This is a genomic window from Paenibacillus ferrarius, assembly GCF_002027705.1.
Taxonomy (GTDB): Bacteria; Bacillota; Bacilli; order Paenibacillales; family NBRC-103111; genus Paenibacillus_E; species Paenibacillus_E ferrarius.
In genome coordinates this window covers 91,871-109,652 of the sequence record NZ_MBTG01000011.1, presented here as the reverse complement: position 1 = coordinate 109,652, position 17,782 = coordinate 91,871, and the positions used below count along the sequence as shown (strand labels likewise).

At 46.3% G+C, this 17,782-nt stretch carries 12 protein-coding genes; 6 read left to right on the top strand and 6 right to left on the bottom strand.

Features of this window, described 5'->3' with window-relative positions:
- Nucleotides 1-321: 321 nt before the first annotated feature.
- Nucleotides 322-2,223: a TOMM precursor leader peptide-binding protein gene (locus tag BC351_RS12880; protein ID WP_079412557.1), complete on the top strand. Its 1,902-nt coding sequence runs from the start codon at nt 322-324 to the stop codon at nt 2,221-2,223.
- A 412-nt stretch (nt 2,224-2,635) separates the two neighbouring features.
- On the opposite strand, the gene BC351_RS12875 is transcribed toward BC351_RS12880, so the two are convergent.
- Nucleotides 2,636-4,960 carry an ABC transporter permease gene (locus BC351_RS12875; RefSeq protein WP_079412555.1) on the bottom strand — a complete coding sequence of 775 codons (2,325 nt, stop codon included), beginning with the start codon at nt 4,958-4,960 and terminating at the stop codon, nt 2,636-2,638.
- A complete protein-coding gene (locus tag BC351_RS12870) occupies nt 4,960-5,664 on the bottom strand; it encodes an ABC transporter ATP-binding protein (RefSeq protein ID WP_079412553.1) in 705 nt (234 codons plus the stop codon). The genes BC351_RS12875 and BC351_RS12870 overlap by 1 nt, the downstream gene beginning before the upstream one ends.
- 170 nt (nt 5,665-5,834) lie before the next feature.
- Here BC351_RS12870 and BC351_RS12865 point away from each other — a divergent pair, with 170 nt between their 5' ends.
- The 4 genes from BC351_RS12865 to BC351_RS12850 all read left to right on the top strand — a co-directional run bounded on the left by BC351_RS12865 (nt 5,835) and on the right by BC351_RS12850 (nt 9,425).
- Nucleotides 5,835-6,203, top strand: coding sequence for a GntR family transcriptional regulator (locus BC351_RS12865; protein WP_244208980.1), 369 nt, complete (start codon nt 5,835-5,837; stop codon nt 6,201-6,203).
- Between the two features lie 7 nt (nt 6,204-6,210).
- Nucleotides 6,211-7,080 (top strand): ATP-binding cassette domain-containing protein, encoded by an 870-nt coding sequence (locus tag BC351_RS12860; protein WP_079412551.1) that lies wholly within the window; start codon nt 6,211-6,213, stop codon nt 7,078-7,080.
- 1 nt (nt 7,081) lies between these two features.
- A complete protein-coding gene (locus BC351_RS12855) occupies nt 7,082-7,759 on the top strand; it encodes a hypothetical protein (RefSeq protein WP_079412549.1) in 678 nt (225 codons plus the stop codon).
- 277 nt (nt 7,760-8,036) lie between these two features.
- Entirely contained in the window at nt 8,037-9,425 is a 1,389-nt protein-coding gene (locus tag BC351_RS12850) for a DJ-1/PfpI family protein (protein ID WP_079412703.1), read from the top strand.
- A gap of 110 nt (nt 9,426-9,535) precedes the next feature.
- Here BC351_RS12850 and BC351_RS12845 read toward each other — a convergent pair whose 3' ends face one another.
- From BC351_RS12845 to BC351_RS12835, 3 genes are all read right to left on the bottom strand, one after another.
- A complete protein-coding gene (locus BC351_RS12845; RefSeq protein WP_079412547.1) occupies nt 9,536-10,699 on the bottom strand; it encodes a DUF4317 domain-containing protein in 1,164 nt (387 codons plus the stop codon).
- Nucleotides 10,700-10,976: 277 nt separating this feature from the next.
- Nucleotides 10,977-12,218 carry an MFS transporter gene (locus tag BC351_RS12840; protein ID WP_079412545.1) on the bottom strand — a complete coding sequence of 414 codons (1,242 nt, stop codon included), beginning with the start codon at nt 12,216-12,218 and terminating at the stop codon, nt 10,977-10,979.
- Between the two features lie 95 nt (nt 12,219-12,313).
- Complete coding sequence (locus tag BC351_RS12835) at nt 12,314-13,336, bottom strand: ROK family protein (RefSeq protein WP_079412543.1); 1,023 nt, start codon at nt 13,334-13,336, stop codon at nt 12,314-12,316.
- A 291-nt stretch (nt 13,337-13,627) separates the two neighbouring features.
- On the opposite strand from BC351_RS12835, the gene BC351_RS12830 reads away from it, so the two are divergent.
- Nucleotides 13,628-14,560 carry an aldo/keto reductase gene (locus BC351_RS12830; protein ID WP_079412541.1) on the top strand — a complete coding sequence of 311 codons (933 nt, stop codon included), beginning with the start codon at nt 13,628-13,630 and terminating at the stop codon, nt 14,558-14,560.
- 161 nt (nt 14,561-14,721) lie between these two features.
- Here BC351_RS12830 and lacZ read toward each other — a convergent pair whose 3' ends face one another.
- Nucleotides 14,722-17,772, bottom strand: a complete 3,051-nt coding sequence (lacZ, locus tag BC351_RS12825; RefSeq protein ID WP_079412539.1) for a beta-galactosidase, LacZ type — start codon at nt 17,770-17,772, stop codon at nt 14,722-14,724.
- Nucleotides 17,773-17,782: the final 10 nt, after the last annotated feature.

The window sequence follows — 17,782 nt, the reverse complement described above, 5'->3', positions numbered from 1 at the left end:
AAAGGGGCACTCCTTATGGAGTGCCCTTAAGCTTATCGAATGGTTCAAATTTGTCATTTTAGTACCTCCCCGTTACTCCCGATCTGCCCCAACTTCACAAGCAATCTTATGTACAGCTATTTGTCCCTCATGTCTTATACTTTAAGAAACCCCCTTGCAAAACGCGGTTTCCGGGTCGCTGTATGACTACACTTTGATAAATTATAAGCACCTTGTCCCATGCGTACATATATTTGTCATCACTAAGATATAATGAAATCAACTTAAAGTGCCGAAATCCGCCGTGAGCGGGGCACATGGCTGTGAGATGAGGTGATCTGCGTGAATACGATCATATCCGTTGTCGGAGAAGGTTTATTGGCCGACTTCGTATGTGGAAAGCTATTGGACTGTTATCAAATCGTTCGACAGACAGATTTCACTTCAGACATCCCGAAAGCGGCGGAATTGGTTGTTGTGCTGCACGATGAATGGCCTTCCTCCGGATACTCCGAGGCTGAAGAAACGCTGCAGCAGGTTGGCATCCCGTGGATGCGGGGCTTTATTTCAATGGATGAAGGCATAATCGGACCTTTGGTTCGGCCTGGTGTGCCGGGATGCAGCGAGTGTGCGGATAACCGGCGTTTCACGGCGTCGCCTGGGGACACACAACGTGCCGTAAGATCCTCGCCTGCAGGGCTTTGGCATGCAGCTCACTTGCTGATTGCCGAGACGCATCGAGTTCTGCGGGGCAGCCGAGCCCATACGGAAGAGCATATGTATATCGTTAACCTGCAAACTCTGAATAGCTCGCTCCACTTCATTCTGCCTGACCCGCTTTGTCCGGTGTGCGGCCGTTTGCCCGACGATTCATCGGCGGCGGCTAACATTTCGCTCAAGCCAAGACCGAAGTTAAGCGCCGACAGTTACCGCTGCCGTCCGATAGACGATCTGAAACAGCATTTGGCCAAAGACTATATGGATTCCCGGACCGGCGTTTTTAATGACAAAATGCTTGACCTCGTGTCGCCGTTTGCCGGGGTCGGGGCTAATCTGCCGTCGTTTCTGATGGGAGATGAGATAACGGGAGGCCGCAGCTTTTCTTATGCGGAAAGCGAATTGACCGCAATCTTGGAAGGATTGGAGCGACACTGCGGTATAGCCCCTCGCGGCAAACGGACTGTAATCTACGACAGCTACAACCGTGTTGCAGATCATGCGCTCGACCCCATCAAGGTTGGACTATATTCAAAGAAACAGTACGCACAGCCTAATTTCGCATTTGAACCGTTTGATCACGATCTCCCGATCGATTGGATATGGGGTTACTCGCTAGTGCGGAAGTGTCCGATCCTTGTTCCGGAGAGTTTCGCTTATTACAGCTCGGGATTCGGCAGCGGTTTTGTCCAGGAAGGCTCCAACGGATGTGCGATAGGCGGGAGCTTGGAGGAAGCCATTTTGTACGGAATTTTGGAAGTGGCGGAGCGCGACTCTTTCCTGATGACTTGGTACGCGCAGCTGCCTATCCCGCGCCTAGACCCCTATTCCGCTAACGATCAGGAACTTCGGCTCATGGTCGAAAGGCTGCGTGCAGTTGCCGGATACGATATACATTTGTTTAACATGACGATGGAGAATGGGATTCCGAGCATTTGGGCGCTCGCGAAAAGCGTCAGCCCTGGGAAGATGAATCTTATCTGTGCAGCGGGAGCTCATTTGGATCCGGTACGGGCGGCGAAAAGCGCCATTCATGAATTGGCCGGCAGGATGATCTTCCTGCAAGAGAAGTTGGAGACGGATCGGGAACAGGTTATGCCAATGCTCGACGACCCTTTTCTCGTATCGCAAATGGAGGATCATGCCATGCTGTACGGTTTGCCGCAAGCAGAGGAACGGCTGCAATTTCTGCTGGGCGGACAGCGTCCGCTCAGAACGTTTGACGAGGAGTTCAAGATTAAGGCAAGTCATGCGGATCTGACCGATGATCTGAAGGACATGATCGAAGTGTTTCGCCGCTTGAACCTCGATGTGATTGCGGTGGATCAGTCATCGCAGGAAACATTGCGGAACGGGCTGCATTGCGTAAAAGTTCTGATTCCGGGAATGCTGCCGATGACGTTCGGGCATCATTTGCAGCGTTTGACGGGGCTGAAGAGAGTGCTTCGGGTGCCGGCGGAGCTTGGATATGCGAAAAAGCCGCTGACGGCCCGGCAGCTCAATCCACATCCGCATCCGTTTCTATAAGACGCGAAACTCTGCCAGCCTGCAGATCTCCATAAGCCAGACGTAAGAAGCGCAAGAGATAACGAACCAATGATTGTGAACATCGCGCCACCCATATGAGTAAGAAGACCAAAAGTACGCTCAAGAAAGGTATGGCTTATTACATGATTGCACCAGAAAAACATACGCATTTCATGGTTCTGCATTCTCTGCCAATAACTACTTTTCATAACTACCACCTCCATTCTACCAGCGAAGGAAACCAATTATTCTCCACTGTATAATCAACCTCCTAACGTCAGTAAAGTTATATTAAAGGAAAATAATAAAGAATTTATGTGGATAAAACTAAAGAATTTCTGAAGGAAACAACTCCAAACAAAAACATCCTGTACAGCACAAAGGACGGGGCTGCCGCCCCGTCCTTCCTCATTTATTCTATGCTTTTTAACGATTCAATCATATTGATTCGGGACACCTTTCTTCGAAGCATCAAGCTAGAGAGAGTGGTGAGCAAGAATGCAAGCAGGACTGATACTAGTATAACAAACAGACTTAATTGATCTGGTATTTGCTGATGGGTACTCGAGAGCGCCTCTACAATAATAGCATACATGTAGCCGCTGATCGGCAGCGCTACAATGACCGCAAAGGTGGTGAGTATCATGTTCTCTAAAAAGATTAGTCGGTTTATTTTGCTTTTTTGATAACCCAATACCTTAAGCGTGGCCAACTCGCGATTCCTTTCATAAATATTGATGGAAGATATCGTGTAGATGGCGCCAAACGAAAGAATGACAGCACAAATAATAAACATGATGAAAAGAAAACTATTTTGCTTCAAAATATATTGTGCGGATTCTTTCAAATCATTCTTGTCCTTGATGAATTCTATCTGTTTGTCTTGTTCGAAGAACTGACGTACGTTAGCAAGGTCTGCGGCGCTGCTGGCTTTTACTAGAAGCGAAGTTGGTTTGTAGTCGATGCCAAAACTCTTGAGATACGCTATCGTGCAATAGAACGACGGATTCGAATACTGATTGGAAATTTGCGCAACTTTCATATCGACCGTGTTGTTCGCAAACGACGGATTGGCGAATTTGATTCGGATCGTATCCCCTACCGCAATCTGATAGTGGTCTGCATACGATTTGGGCACCAGCACACCGCTGTCCTCCAATACGATCGGGTTATCGTTCTCACCAAAAAAATGAATGAGATCGTTGTCCTTCTCCGTAACAATCAACGTGGCGTTCTCTTTATCATCCCCTTTGACGAATTCCACAGGGAAGGAGGATAGATGATAACTACTTTCAATCCCGGTGGGCAGCTGCAGCTTCTCAAGCTCATCTTCCCTCGTATATTCGACCTTCAGATCATAGGTATTCACCTCTTCAATCTGATCAGCCACCCTTTGCAAAGACATTTGCGTCCCAAAGGCAGTGATCAACAACACAGTGCTCACCACCACCCCAACGGAGCTCGCTAATGCTTTTTGCTTATTAAGGAAGATGTTTCTCAAAATGAGCTTGTTGCTATAAGAAATGCGTCTCCAGATCCCCGGAAACTGTTCGATGAGCAGCTTCTTCATCTTCTTCGGCGGTTTAGGCCGCATCGCCTGCGCTGCACGTTCTCGCAGCATGCCTATGCCGCTCAAGTAACAAGCCATCATGCCGAATGCGCTCGATAACAGGATGGGCGGAATAACCGAGAAGGAAGATAGAGAGAAGGTAATGTTCGGCAGCGAGTAGGATCTAGCATTCGACGCCTCGATCATTGGAATGAATAGGCTCGCCGCAACGACGCAACCAAGAATGGAGCCTATGATACTCACAAGCACCGGGAATCCCATATAATGGAGCATGATGCTGCTGTTCTTAACTCCTAATGCCTTCATAATGCCTACTTGGTTCCTTTGCGAATCGATGATCCGAGACATGGTAAGGAAGAGAATGATTGCTTCGATGATAAAGAGAACCAATGGAATAACCTTGCTCATCAATTTATTGTTATGGATCGTTTGTTGGAGCTGCGAATAATTGAATGTCCGTTCTTTGCTTATTTGGCTTACATAGGAAAGATTTTTGGATTGCGCTTCAACGTTTTGACCTAACCTGTCTACATCGTACCCTTCAACTACATCAATCATCATTTCATTATTGTAAAAGCTGCCGGCGATTCGAGGTACTCCCGCTTCAGCCACATAGGCGAATCCGGACGTTTTATGGTCTTGGGTTTCGTTCTTTTTGGCATATTCCACATTCTCGCCCAAACCGCTTATGGTGAACGCCACATCCTTCTCATTGATGCTTAACTTTATTTGCTCCCCGACTTTGTACTGATGTACGTTAGCGTAATGGGAGTCCAGCAAGATTTGATCCTTGCGAGACGGAATGCTGCCCTCGATCATCGTAGGCTTATTAATGGTATTGTTGACAGGGATCGAATGGACCTTTAAGGTCGCTTTCGTATCTTCAAAAGATTGCGTCGCATCGAAGGAGTACCGTCCTTCGACGTTTTGTATCCCTTCGATTTTGCCGAGCTCCGTCACGTCCTGCTTGGAAATTTGGTCGTAGTAGACGTTCAAATCGCTTAAATTATGCGTTTGAAAGTAGTCCTTCGTATAAGCGCTAAGATTATCGCTTAACGTAACCAGCCCCGTGTAGAAAAAAGCGCCTACAGTGATAACCAACACAAAGGCAAGAAATTGGCCGGTCGTTTGCTTGATATCCCTTAACAATTTCTTGAATAATTTCATCACCACTCAATCCCTTCAACGCTTTGCTTATGCTCATTGACCGTTACGCTTTCGATTTGTCCGCTTTTCACCCGAATGATTTTATCCGCCATCGGCGCAATCGCGGAGTTATGTGTGACCAGCACAATGCACTTTCTCGTTTCCCTGTTCAAATCTTGAAGGAGCTTCAAGACGGACTTGCCGGTCACATAATCCAACGCGCCGGTGGGCTCATCGCAGAGCAATAGTGAAGGGTTCTTGGCAACGGCACGAGCTATCGCTACTCGCTGCTGTTCTCCTCCGGAGAGCTGGGACGGAAAGTTTTTCATCCGGTTATTTAACCCGACTTTATTCAATATTTCTTTGGCATCCAGATGGTTTTTACATACTTCAGTCGCGAATTCAACGTTTTCCAAAGCGTTCAAGTTAGGGATTAAGTTATAGAATTGAAAAACAAAGCCTACCTTCTCGGCGCGATATCCCGTTAGTTTCTTCTCGCCCAAGCTAGTAATATCCTGATTGTCAACGGTCACTTTACCCGACGTAGCCGTGTCCATGCCGCCAAGTATATTCAGAATCGTGCTTTTGCCAGCTCCGCTTGCTCCCAGAATTACGACGAATTCGCCCTTGTTGATAGAAAAGTCAACGCCGTTCAGCGCCTTGATCGGCATTTCGCCTATTTTGTATTCTTTCGTTACGTTGACGAATTCGATTAACGATTTCATAGATTCTATCTCCCTGTTATCTATTTTTCACAATGCTTCCTTTGGACAAAAATGTTATCGTGTGTTAGTATGTTAGTCATGTAGTACACTGTAATTCATACACAAATGATTGTCAATAACCGGAATGTATGTCAAAAACATAACAAACTATGATGCTGAGTGGTGAGGCAATGAACGTCACGTTCGACGAAAAGCAGCCAATTTTTCAACAAGTAGCTAATATCATTGAAGACGATATCCTGAATGGAACTTACCGGGAAGACGAACAGATTCTATCCGTGGCTCAGTTTTCTCAACTGTTCCAAATCAATCCTGCGACCGTAGTGAAGGGGATTAGTCTGCTCGTAAACGAAGGTATTTTGTATAAAAAAAGAGGGCTTGGCATGTATGTCTCGACGGATGCCAAGCAGAAGATTAAGAATCAGCGAAGAGATCGTTTCTACAAGGAACTGCTGTCCCATCTACTTGATGAAGCCGACAAACTCGATCTGACAACCGAAGATATCATTAACATGATTAAACAATTAAGGAGGGAATGAATTTATTATGAGCATCGTACTGAGTTGCGACAAATTAAACAAAAAATACGGACGAACCTACGCATTACGGGATCTGGATATACAGCTGGAGGAAAACGTTATTTATGGCTTGCTTGGGCGAAACGGCGCTGGCAAAACAACCTTGCTCAACATCATCGCAGGCGGCATCTTTGCGGACGATGGTACCGTTGAGGTGAGAGGAAAAAAACTGGGCAAAGGAGCACTTCCGGAAGATTTCTGTTTCGTAGGGGAGAAAAACAAACTATTCGGAGGAGCACGATTGATTGAGGTTTTGCAGTTCGCAGCGAATTTTCATCCCAATTGGGACTGGACGTTTGCTCATAAGCTGCTTCAGACGTTTCGGCTCGATCCAAACCAAAAAATCAAACAGCTCTCAAGAGGCACGGAATCGCTCGTAGGAAACTTGATCGGTCTGGCCAGCCGGGCGGCGTTGACATTATTCGATGAGCCGGTGCTTGGACTAGATGTCTTGATGCGGGAAAGATTTTACAAGGAGCTGTTGGAGGATTACGCCAATCACCCCCGTACAATTTTACTTTCTACGCATTTGATTGACGAAATCGCCCCGGTCGTGGAGCAAGTTTATATTATTGATGAGGGCTCCCTCCTGCTTCATGACGAGATGAATCAGATACGCATGGCAGCTCATTTGATTCGTGGACATTCGGATGCCGTAGCTGCGTTTACGGAGGGGAAGCGAGTATTACATACGGAATCCTACGGCCACGGGAAGCTTGCCGCCATTTTCCAAAAGTTGAACGATGGAGACAGGATGCAAGCACGCCAACTAGACATTACGATTGAAAATTTGACGCTTCAAAAGTTTTTCTCCTATTTGATCGAAGGAGGTCACTAAATTGGGTACATTGGCCGTTCACTTAAAGGCGACCTATTTGCAATTGAGGATTTACATCTGGATGGTCATTATTTTCATCCTCCTTGGCAGGTTGGCGGAATTCATTGTTGGTCTCTTTGCAGACGGCAGCCAAAACACAGTACTTTCGGATGGCAACCTGCTGCTGCTCATTTTGCTCCTTATCGCAATCATACTTCCTCTTAGCTATTACAAACGCATCGTACATTTAGGCGCAAGCCGAGCACAATATTATTGGGGGCTTCAATTCGTTCATGTCGTATGGGCAGCATCCCTCGCTATATTCAATACATTATGGCCTATGCTTGAAGTGAATGTGCTCCACAAGAACACCGTTAATCTTATTGAAGCGTTTCATTGGCATGAATTTGGCATGGCAGGTTCTTTTCTCTACCAAACTGTTTTTTATTTGATGGCGATGGCGCTCCTAAGCATGCTGATCTCCGGCTACAACCACCTTATCGGTTGGTTATTGTGGGCGCTGTTCGTTGTGGCGATCCCGACCGGAACGGCGATTCCTTCGCTGTGTGTTCATGTTGTTTCTTTTTTCGAAGCCTTATTATTCAATGGCTCGCTGCTCGCCGGCGTCGGATTTAATCTTGTACTTCTCTTTATTTTCATGGCAGGCGGTTGGTTTTTTACCAGGGGAAGAACACACTAAATGTACTTCATTATTTTTTTCTACCGATAAATGCGAATGATAGCAAACTGCCACTGATACCAGTATGATTTTCAGCTGCAACCAAGCAGCTCGTTTTTCACCGTTTTGTTAAAATTAATAGCCCTATCGAGTCATGCTAAAAAAAGAATATAGACTAAGGTCCAGTGACCGCTCCTACGTTAGGCGAGCCCCTCTACCGAACCACAGACAGAGGATATGTCCATTTTGTTGTGTTAAATTTTAGGGGTAGGCAATCTAGTTGGAAGGAGCAAAGCAAGTGAAAACTGTATTACGCATCATGATCTATCTCATCGTTTTTGTCGTCGTCGTAGGGGGGACAGGCGCGGTGGGTTTCGTCAGTACAATGAATGCCGGAATGTCCATTTACGATAAAGCACCCCCTGTATTGACAGATGTGCAGGTACCGAACTATGACGTAAACAAACCGACAGTGGCTGTGCTGCTAGCGAACGAAGTGACGGAAGTATTCGATTTTCTCGTCCCTTACGAGATGTTTGCGATGACTGAAGCTTACAATGTATACGGTGTTGCCCCTGATCGCCAAATTAAATCACTAACCGGCGGACTTGATGTTGTCCCGCATTACTCATTTGGCGAAATGGATGCAATGCTCGGCAAAAGCCCAGACATTATCGTCATTCCATTTATGCCGATTTTGGACGAGAAAAAATATGCGCCAGTCCGTGAATGGATTCAGAAGCACTCTGGCACCGAGACGACATTGATCTCCATTTGCAACGGGGCTGAAAACTTGGCGGATAGCGGCTTGTTGGATGGGAAATCGGCCGCGACGCACTGGGGAGACATCAACCGGCTCATTAAAAAATATCCAGAAATCCAGTGGGTGAAAGATCAGCGCTACGTTCCGCAAGGCAAGATCGTATCTTCTGCCGGTCTCACATCCGGGATCGACGCTGCGCTATACGTCATCTCCCAGCAGTTAGGCGAGGCCGCGGCGAAGAAAGTGGCGAAAGAGATGAACTATCCCTCATACGATTACGTGACAACCCCCCAGATGAAACCGTTCGTTGCTGGGTTAAGCGATATAACGTACATACTGAACAACGCTTATCAATGGAACAAAGTAAAGGCGGGCGTGCTGCTATATAACGGCGCCGATGAACTGGCTTTGTCCGCAGCATTCGATACTTACGCCGCTTCCGGTACGACGACGACGTTGACCGTCTCCAGCGCGAACGAACCGATCTTAACGAAGCACGGCCTGAACCTAGTCGCGCGTTATCAGATAACAAACGTGCCGAAGCTGGCGAAGATGATTGTCGTGGGTGCCGATGCCGAGTCTGCAGCAGCCAAAGACATCAACCAATGGAAAAGCAGCGGCAACAGCGCGAAACTGCTGTTCCTGCACCGCGACGCAGCTGATCGCTTTGCAATGGATCCCGCATTCGAGGATTTGGCAGGGCAGGAGGACATCCAGACGGCGAAATTTGCCGCGAAGCGGCTCGAATATCGCGCCACTGACCACCTGAAGCTGGAGGGGAGCTCTTTTTCTTTTGAAGCGTTTGGCGTACCAGTTTTGCTCGGTGTCCTATCCTTGCTCATCGCTTTTTACATCGATCGGCGCTTCATCCTTAGGAAAAAAGGATCGTCCGCTGATATTAGCGCATCTCATACAATAAATTAAAAAAATCTTAGCTTTTTTGATTAATTAGAAAACGGAGCTCGCAAACCCGCGGCGCTCCGTTTTTGTTGTTTCAGAATTCGTTAGATCAAATATTTTAACCTTTCCCTACACTACAACGTCTCCGTACTGAGGGTAAATCCTTCGATCACGGCGTCTTCGTCGACCTCGATCAAGATACATCGTTTTCCTTGATAATTCACCTGTTTCACGTACTTTAAATCTTGCGGACTGACTGAAATCGTGGCGACCTTCGTATCAATCTTAATCGATTTGGAAGTGAACTTCGGAAGGACGCTGCTTGCTTTGAGTTCATAATTTTTGTTGTCGACGACCGTTTGAAACGCGCGTTCTACCTTTTCCAGCGTCACGTTCTCCACGCCGCTCACGCTTAGCATGCGTTCCACATCTTTATAGTCCAACTTCGGAGGTTCCTCTTCCTCGTTAGTCTCAATGACACGATGAATTTCCTCGTACACGTGAGCGATCGTTGAAGCGTCAAGCTGATCTCCTGCCACTTCTTTCACGATTTCCTCAAAAATGACTCTCTCTTCTTGCGCCGTCACGGTCTTCTCGGCATTCAAAACTTGCTCGATGAAATGCCAATTCGGTTCATTCGCTTTACCCGTGCAATACAGAACGCGATTCATGTCGGAATAGTTGTCCGTCACACTTGGGTAGAAAAAACCTTGCTCCGGCGAGTTCAATTTAATGATCGGATCTACGAAGACATTATACTTGAATTCCCGCTCGACGTAATCAAACATGAGGGTTTTCCGCTGTTGCTCCGTGGAATTCACACTGCACAGAATGAACGGATTCGCGAACATCTCGTCCTTTTCGCTCACCTCAGCTTCTTCATTCCTGAGCTTGGTTGGCTTAAAATATTGCCCGTGGACGAAAGTAATGACCGTATCCCGTTCATATTTGGTATCCGCCAACATTTTATCCACCAACAGGAGCATCAGATCTTGCCATTCTTCAGGATTGCCGGTTACTAGACCTTGATGGAGAAGCACCTGTGAAGGCGTCTCCGCATCCTCTTGGAACTTTAACTCGAACATCTTCTGATCCAATTCACCGGTCAGCAGTTTTTTGAAATTGGCCATATAGAGTTCCTGCTTCTCCCTGTCCACTAGAGAGAACGACTGACGCTCGCAATGATAGATCTCGTTGCTTTCCTTCATGATATACACGTTAAGAATATTGAAAACTTCAAGCATGTGATGATCCAACTTAAACTGCTTGCGAATATGTGCGAGTTCTTTCTTCATCATGGTCCTTCAGACGCTCCTATGCAGTAAAATGTTCACATCAAAACAAAAGCCCTTCATGAGAAGGGCTTCCACCGTTACTTCCCTTTACTTCCATTCCAAACATAGAGTGAATAGCACTCCACGTGTCTCGTAAACTACTTCTTGTATGTTAATGCATTATTACAGATTTCTCAACAATTTTGAGAATCTATTCTAATAAAGAACGTTGCATATTACCAATTCGTTCTGACGGCAGCCTCGCCACGCTCATGTTTGCACTACCGTTCATCGTAAGCTGTCAAAACGATTCAGATCTCTTTTCCTGTTCTCTAGACTTGGCTGTATGCTTTCCGATGGGTTTCGCCGCTTGAGACAGCAAGCCGGCAACGCTTACCGCAATAAGCACGACAATCAGGGCGCGAAGCAGACCAAACGATTCGCCGAGAATCCCCAAAAAAGGCGGACCGACGAGAAATGCGAGGTAACCGGCCGTTGATACTGCGCCTACCCTTGCCGCTACTCCGCGTGGATCGTCTCCCGCAGCAGACAACCCCACCGGAAAGCCAAATGCCGCACCAAGTCCCCACAACACAATCCCGACAGCTGCGAATGTGTAACTCTGCCCTAGTATTACGATAAGCAGTCCTGCAATTGCAGAAAGCGCGGATGCCCGCAGAACGATAACTCTGCCGAAGCGATCGAGCAGCATGCCGCCTGCTGCACGGCCTATAGTCATTGCAGCCACAAATAAGCCAAAAGTGAATGAACCTATTGCTGGGGTAACCTTATAGCCGTCCACCATAATAAGCGGTAGCCAGTCATTAGCGGAGCCTTCCGCAAAAGCCATTCCAAGCACAACGATGCCGATCAGAACCGTTCTACGCTCTTTCCATACGGCAACGCGTTCCCTAGCACTCATTGGCGGATCAATTGAATCTCTGCTGTTTTCCTTCCCAGTCCCCTCAGGTACGAGCTTGTATAAATAAATCACAGACAGCACGGTAATCGCAACGGCTAACGCCATGTGGACAGGGACCGATATACCGACCTTAATCGCGGCCGATCCAGCCATTGAGCCAAGCAGTGTGCCCACGCTGAACGCGGCATGAAAACCAGTTAGGAGCGACTTTTGTGCAGCTCTCTCAACTGCTGTTCCTTCCACATTCATCGCCACATCGCATATTCCGTTTCCGAAGCCGAAGACAGCCAATCCCAAAAACACCGCAATGCCGCTTGTCAGCCAAGAGCCGCCAACGCCAACAATTACAAGTCCAATCGAACTGACGAGAAGACCTGTTACTATGACATAGCGCCCGCCCTTATGCGCAATAAGATGGCTGGCACACAACAGACCGATTATGGAGCCTGCAGCCAGCCCGAAAATAATCCACCCCATCTGTGCCGTTGTAGCCCCCAGAGCATCCCTAATCGTTGGCGTACGTGATACCCACGATGCTATAGTAAAACCGGGAAGTGCAAAAATAAAATAAACGGCAATACGCCATATATGAATTTGACGAGTGTTTAATGAATGATCCATGTTTTTCCCCTAAACTAATTAATTTTCAATCTGCTGCCAACATACACCTTACCGTCAACTGATGAAGTCCGTAAAAATAATGCTACTCCCAGTCACTAGCTACAATCCGTAATCATCAGATTAAGTGCTAAATGCTGCAATCCGATTAAGTAATCCTGTCTCCAATTGCTCATCAGAAGGATTGGCAAATGTTCTTGTGGGATATAGGCCGAGCTTCTATCTGCGATTTTAGCCAGAAGCGCTTCGTCTACCTCATCATCACAAAAAACGACTGCCCGAGGGTTAAGGATGGCGGCGAATGTGGCGATTAAACGGGCGACGGCATCAATCTGATTGTCTTCAGCTAATATTATCCGGCGATTGCTCTCTTCCATCTGCAGCGCTTGCATGAAAGATTGATTATCGTACTGAGGTACGAAAGCAATCTCACCGGAGAAAAACGTATTACCTCGTAAGACATCGCCATTGATCATAATACCGGAGCCCGGCCCGTTCTGACCAAAATACAGATAAACCAACGATTCATTCTCAATCTCGAAGTTCGACGCATATCCAAGCACGGATGCATTCATATCATTTTCGACCACGACCGGTATTTGGAATCGGGATTCGAATTCCATTTTTACATCATAGTTATAGAATTGTTGATATGGCGGAATAAAAATGACTTTCCCATTACTAACAGCACCAGGCACTCCGATAGCGATGGAACGTAGTCTCGGATATTTCTCGATCAGTGTTTCAATAAGATCTTCCAGCAGACGCACATCTTGTAATACGCTCGGCTTCGTCTCCTGCTCTTTGACCTCCCCGATACAGTTAAATATCGAATAATTTGTCTCGTTCTTCTCAAGAAAAATGGCTAGTCCCAACATGTATTCCGGATCATAGGTATACCGCTTTGCCCTCCTTCCTCCACTAGAATCATCATTGCCTGTATATCTGATTTCTCCCTCCATCTCCATTTGGGCCATAAACTTGCTGATCGTCGGAAAGCTTATCCCCAATCGTTGACTGAGTTCTGCTTTCGTTGCGCTTCCCATCATGATTAGTCCTGCACGGATGCGATAGATTAATGGTTCCCTTATCTTTTTCAGCGTATTAAATGGATTCGTCATGCAGATCACTGCCTTTCAATAAAACGATATCACTTATTAAAATGATTTAATAAGTCTTTAGGTCATCTTAGCAGAAGTTGCATGTAAGGGCAATAAATTAATAAATCTCCATTGAAAAACAGAACATACTTCAAAAATTTTCATTATACTCTTGAACCTTACGTAACGTAATGCATTATGATGTGGATACTGGTAAAAACCTAGGTCAAATCCGCTATTTCCGCCTAGGGTAGCGCACACAAAACGCAGAAAACGTACGATAAGCTTAAAAATGAGAGGAAGTTGAAGAGAATGACGAAACAAATACGAATTGGCAAAACAGACTTAGTTGTCAATCCAATCGGACTTGGAACAAGCGCTGTAGGTGGGCACAATATTTTTCCTAATTTAAATGAAGAAGTAGGAAAAGATTTAGTCCGGGCTGCGCTCAACCATGGAGTGAATTTTTTAGATACAGCATTTTTTTATGGAACAGGACGTTCAGAGGAGCTAGTAGGTGAAGTGATAAAAGAAACAGGAAAGCGTCATGAATTCATCCTTGCAACAAAAGGCGGCCTTACACTTGTCGGCAATGATATTGCCATGGACAATTCGCCTGCTTTTTTAAAACAAGCTGTTGAAGATAGTTTGAAAAGACTTCAAACAGATTACATAGATTTATTTTATATTCATGTTCCAGATCAGGATACACCAAAAGATGAAGCGGTTGGAGTCTTAAAACAGCTAAAGGACGAAGGCAAAATTAGAGCAATTGGCGTTTCCAACTTCTCACTTGAACAATTGAAAGAAGCAAATAAGGATGGTTATATCGATGTCTTACAGGGAAACTACAATTTGCTGCAGCGTGAAGCGGAACAAGATTTCTTTCCATATACGACAGAGAATAATATCTCGTTTATTCCATACTTTCCACTAGCATCAGGCTTGCTGGCCGGTAAATACAATAAGGACATGACATTCAATGATCTACGCAAAGATATGCCTCACTTCCAGGTCGATAAATTTACAAAAAATCTAGAAAAGGTAGAGCAGCTCCGTAAAATTGCAAATGAAAAAAATGCCGAAGCTGCTCATGTAGTCCTCGCTTGGTATTTAGCACATGATTCAATGGATGTTGTCATTCCCGGAGCAAAAGCAGCAGGGCAAGTGCTGGATAATTTAAAAACATTGGACGTCCACCTGACAGAAGAAGAAATCAACGAAATTGATCGTATTTTTAAGTAGGTTCTCTGTGGCGAACACATTCATGTTGATCCCGAAACTTCTTGAGCATGTGAAAGCCTCTTGAAAAATAAAAGCCGACAAAAACTGGAACAATACAGTCTTGGTCGGCTTTTTCTTTCAACTGCCTCGGTATGATTTAGTTTTCTCACATATTCATCTGCTTACAATGATACGTTACGACTGCTCAAGAAGAACTCAAACTGAAGATTCTGATGGGATGGAATCTGATATTCCTCATGGACAGGTGCGCCCCAACTATCATCCCCGCCAACACCCATCTGTTTGCCAGCAACGGTCACTACGGTATAATGAACCTCCGGCAGCTCAAAAGCATGATCCGCATGTTCAAGTTCAAATGCCGTATACGGAGACAAGTTGCACTCTACAGGTGCTAATGGGTCTGACTGAATCGATAAACCAATCCCAGACGCATCCGTTACATTCACACGGCGTACGCCAGTACGATTGCCAGATTCCTGTGGAACCAGATAAGGCGTAGGCAACTGGTCCACCTGACGGCTAAATACGCCCAAACGAGCACCGAATTTGCGGTCGATATAATTTTCTTCTGGTCCCATCGCATACCATTCGGATTGATTATAATCCGCTGACATCTTGAACGATACAGCGAGTATCGGTAAATTCGGCAGACCCGCGGCACCCTTGTAGAGCGTGTTTACGCGGATCGTTCCGTTCGTTAGTACCGTGTATGCAATCCGAACACTAACTTCAGCGCTGATGCTGAAGTTGTAATCAAAAATGACAGTTGCTGAACCCTTTTCTTGCTGCAGCTCCCATTTGACACATTTGCGCGCCAGACTAGCTGCATACCAAGCTCCGGCCGTAAAGCTCATTGCGGTTCCTTTGTCATTATCCGTAGTTGCTCTCCAAAATAAAGGAGCAGGCGGCGTCGCGATCATTTCGCGACCTTCGTATTTCAACGAAACGAGTGATCCTACTTGTTTCGAAAAAATGGCGATGAAACCTTTGCCTGACACGCTCATGTTGACATCACCTTCAACGACGACGACTTCGCCTGAAGGCTGCTCAACCTGACGGCTTGCCCCAACCACAAACGTCGTTTCACCAAAGGTAGTCTCAAATCCAGCATCAGCCCATAACGTAGCTTCTCTTAGAACTAACGAAGCTTGAATGCAGTACTCACCTGGCATTCCTTCTACATTCGGCAGCTCTATTGGCAGGCTGAATTCGCTCTGAGCTTCGACCTCGATATTGGCTTGCCCCGCGGTAATTTCTTTTCCCTCATGGAACAGACGGTACACAAGCACCAAATCATCTGTATTCGCAAATAAGTTCTCATTCACGATGTTAATATGAGTTCGAGTTGGTTCCAGCTTGATATTTTGATAAAGGAATTTCACTTCCTGCATTTTAGGCGTGATTTGACGATCTGCAAAGACGAGACCATTGCCGCAGAAGCTGTAATCGGTTGGACGATCTTTGAAATCCCCGCCGTACGCCAAAAATTCGCGGCCATTTCGGTCTTTTTTCACAATCGCCTGATCGATATAATCCCAAATAAAGCCGCCTTGATACATTGGATATTTGTTCTCAAGCTCCGTATATTTATGAAGACCTCCCACGGAATTCCCCATAGCGTGCATATATTCACAGCTAATGTACGGTTTATCCGGCTGACTATTGAGGTACGCCTCAATATCCGCTGGCTTCGCATACATGCGGCTTTCCATGTCGCTGGTCGCCCCATAATTGCGGTCGTAGAAAACACCTTCATAATGAACTAGTCTCGTAGGATCCGTTTCGCGGAAATAGTTGGACACATTGAGAATAACTTGGCCGGCATACGATTCATTGCCGCAAGACCAAATGAGAATCGAAGGATGATTCTTATCCCGCTCCACCATCGAAATCGCACGATCCATGACAATATCTTGCCACCCCATATCGTTGCCTGGAATATTCCAAGAAGGTTCAACAGCGCCCATCTTTTGCCATGAGCCGTGCGTCTCTAAATTCATTTCATCAATGACATAGACCCCGTACTCGTCACAAAGCTCGTACCAGAGTGTCTGGTTGGGATAGTGTGACGTACGCACCGCATTAATGTTGCTGCGCTTAAGCGTTTGAATATCCCACAGCATATCCTGCTTCGTGATCGCTCGTCCGCTGCGGCAGTTAAATTCATGTCGATTAACGCCTTTGAACACAATGCGTTTCCCATTGATGCACATTAGCTTGTCTTTCATCTCAAAACGTCGGAATCCTGTCCTCTGGACGATAGCTTCAATTAAACTTCCGTTCTCATCGTAAATCGAGATACACGCGGCATATAAATAGGGGCTTTCTGCACTCCACGGCTGAACAGGACCTGCTGAAAGGTTAAAGAGCAGGTTGCCTTCGCGGAACTGACCTTCTTCGGAGAGGCAAACATTCCCCTCAGCATCCTTCAGTTCAAGTTTAGCACGGACGGTTTCCATATGTTCATTGCGGAGCTTGAGCTCAATCTCAAGCAGCCCTTGCTCATAGGCATCATCCAAATCTGCCTTCACACGCATATCCCATACATGCACCTTAGGTACTGTGTACAAATAGACATCGCGGAAAATCCCCGACATCCGCCAGAAATCCTGATCTTCCAGCCAGCTTCCTGTGCTGCGCTGATAAACCTCAACTGCCAGTTTATTCTCACCTTCACGAATATGAGGGGTTAAGTCAAACTCGGCAGGCGTAAAGCTATCTTCGCTGTAACCGATAAATTCGCCGTTAAGCCATACGTAGAAGGCCGATTCCACGCCTTGAAACGATATGTAGACGGGCTTACCAATCATCGTATCTGGTAATTCAAAGTTTTTTACATAGCTGCCAACGGGATTATGCTCTTGCGAAATGTGCGGAGGACGAAGCGCCTCTACGCCATCCCACGGATACATCGTGTTGACATATTGCGGGACTCCCCAGCCTTGAAGCTGGATATGACCAGGCACCTGGATATGCTCCCAAGCGCTGCAGTTATAATCCATCTGATAAAAAGACTGCACACGACTTGCGGGGTTAACCGCATAGCTGAACTGCCAGCGTCCGTTCAAGCTATGCCGCATGTCCATCGGCGCACTCGTCTCCGCGGACGCCATCGAATGATAATAACGATGATCAGAATGGGCTTCCAGCCGGTTCACTTTGAATACATTTACATCTTGAAGCCAATCAAGGCTTGGTACCGAATGTTTCATTGATCTATGC

What these genes read in the sequence shown, in the direction of transcription:
- BC351_RS12865 (WP_244208980.1), top strand. Translation starts at nt 5,835, where the DNA reads ATGAACGTCACGTTCGACGAAAAGCAGCCAATTTTTCAACAAGTAGCT.
- BC351_RS12860 (WP_079412551.1), top strand. Translation starts at nt 6,211, where the DNA reads ATGAGCATCGTACTGAGTTGCGACAAATTAAACAAAAAATACGGACGA.
- BC351_RS12845 (WP_079412547.1), bottom strand. Translation starts at nt 10,699, where the DNA reads ATGATGAAGAAAGAACTCGCACATATTCGCAAGCAGTTTAAGTTGGAT.
- BC351_RS12835 (WP_079412543.1), bottom strand. Translation starts at nt 13,336, where the DNA reads ATGACGAATCCATTTAATACGCTGAAAAAGATAAGGGAACCATTAATC.
- BC351_RS12830 (WP_079412541.1), top strand. Translation starts at nt 13,628, where the DNA reads ATGACGAAACAAATACGAATTGGCAAAACAGACTTAGTTGTCAATCCA.
- BC351_RS12840 (WP_079412545.1), bottom strand. Translation starts at nt 12,218, where the DNA reads ATGGATCATTCATTAAACACTCGTCAAATTCATATATGGCGTATTGCC.
- lacZ (WP_079412539.1), bottom strand. Translation starts at nt 17,772, where the DNA reads ATGAAACATTCGGTACCAAGCCTTGATTGGCTTCAAGATGTAAATGTA.
- BC351_RS12870 (WP_079412553.1), bottom strand. Translation starts at nt 5,664, where the DNA reads ATGAAATCGTTAATCGAATTCGTCAACGTAACGAAAGAATACAAAATA.
- BC351_RS12875 (WP_079412555.1), bottom strand. Translation starts at nt 4,960, where the DNA reads ATGAAATTATTCAAGAAATTGTTAAGGGATATCAAGCAAACGACCGGC.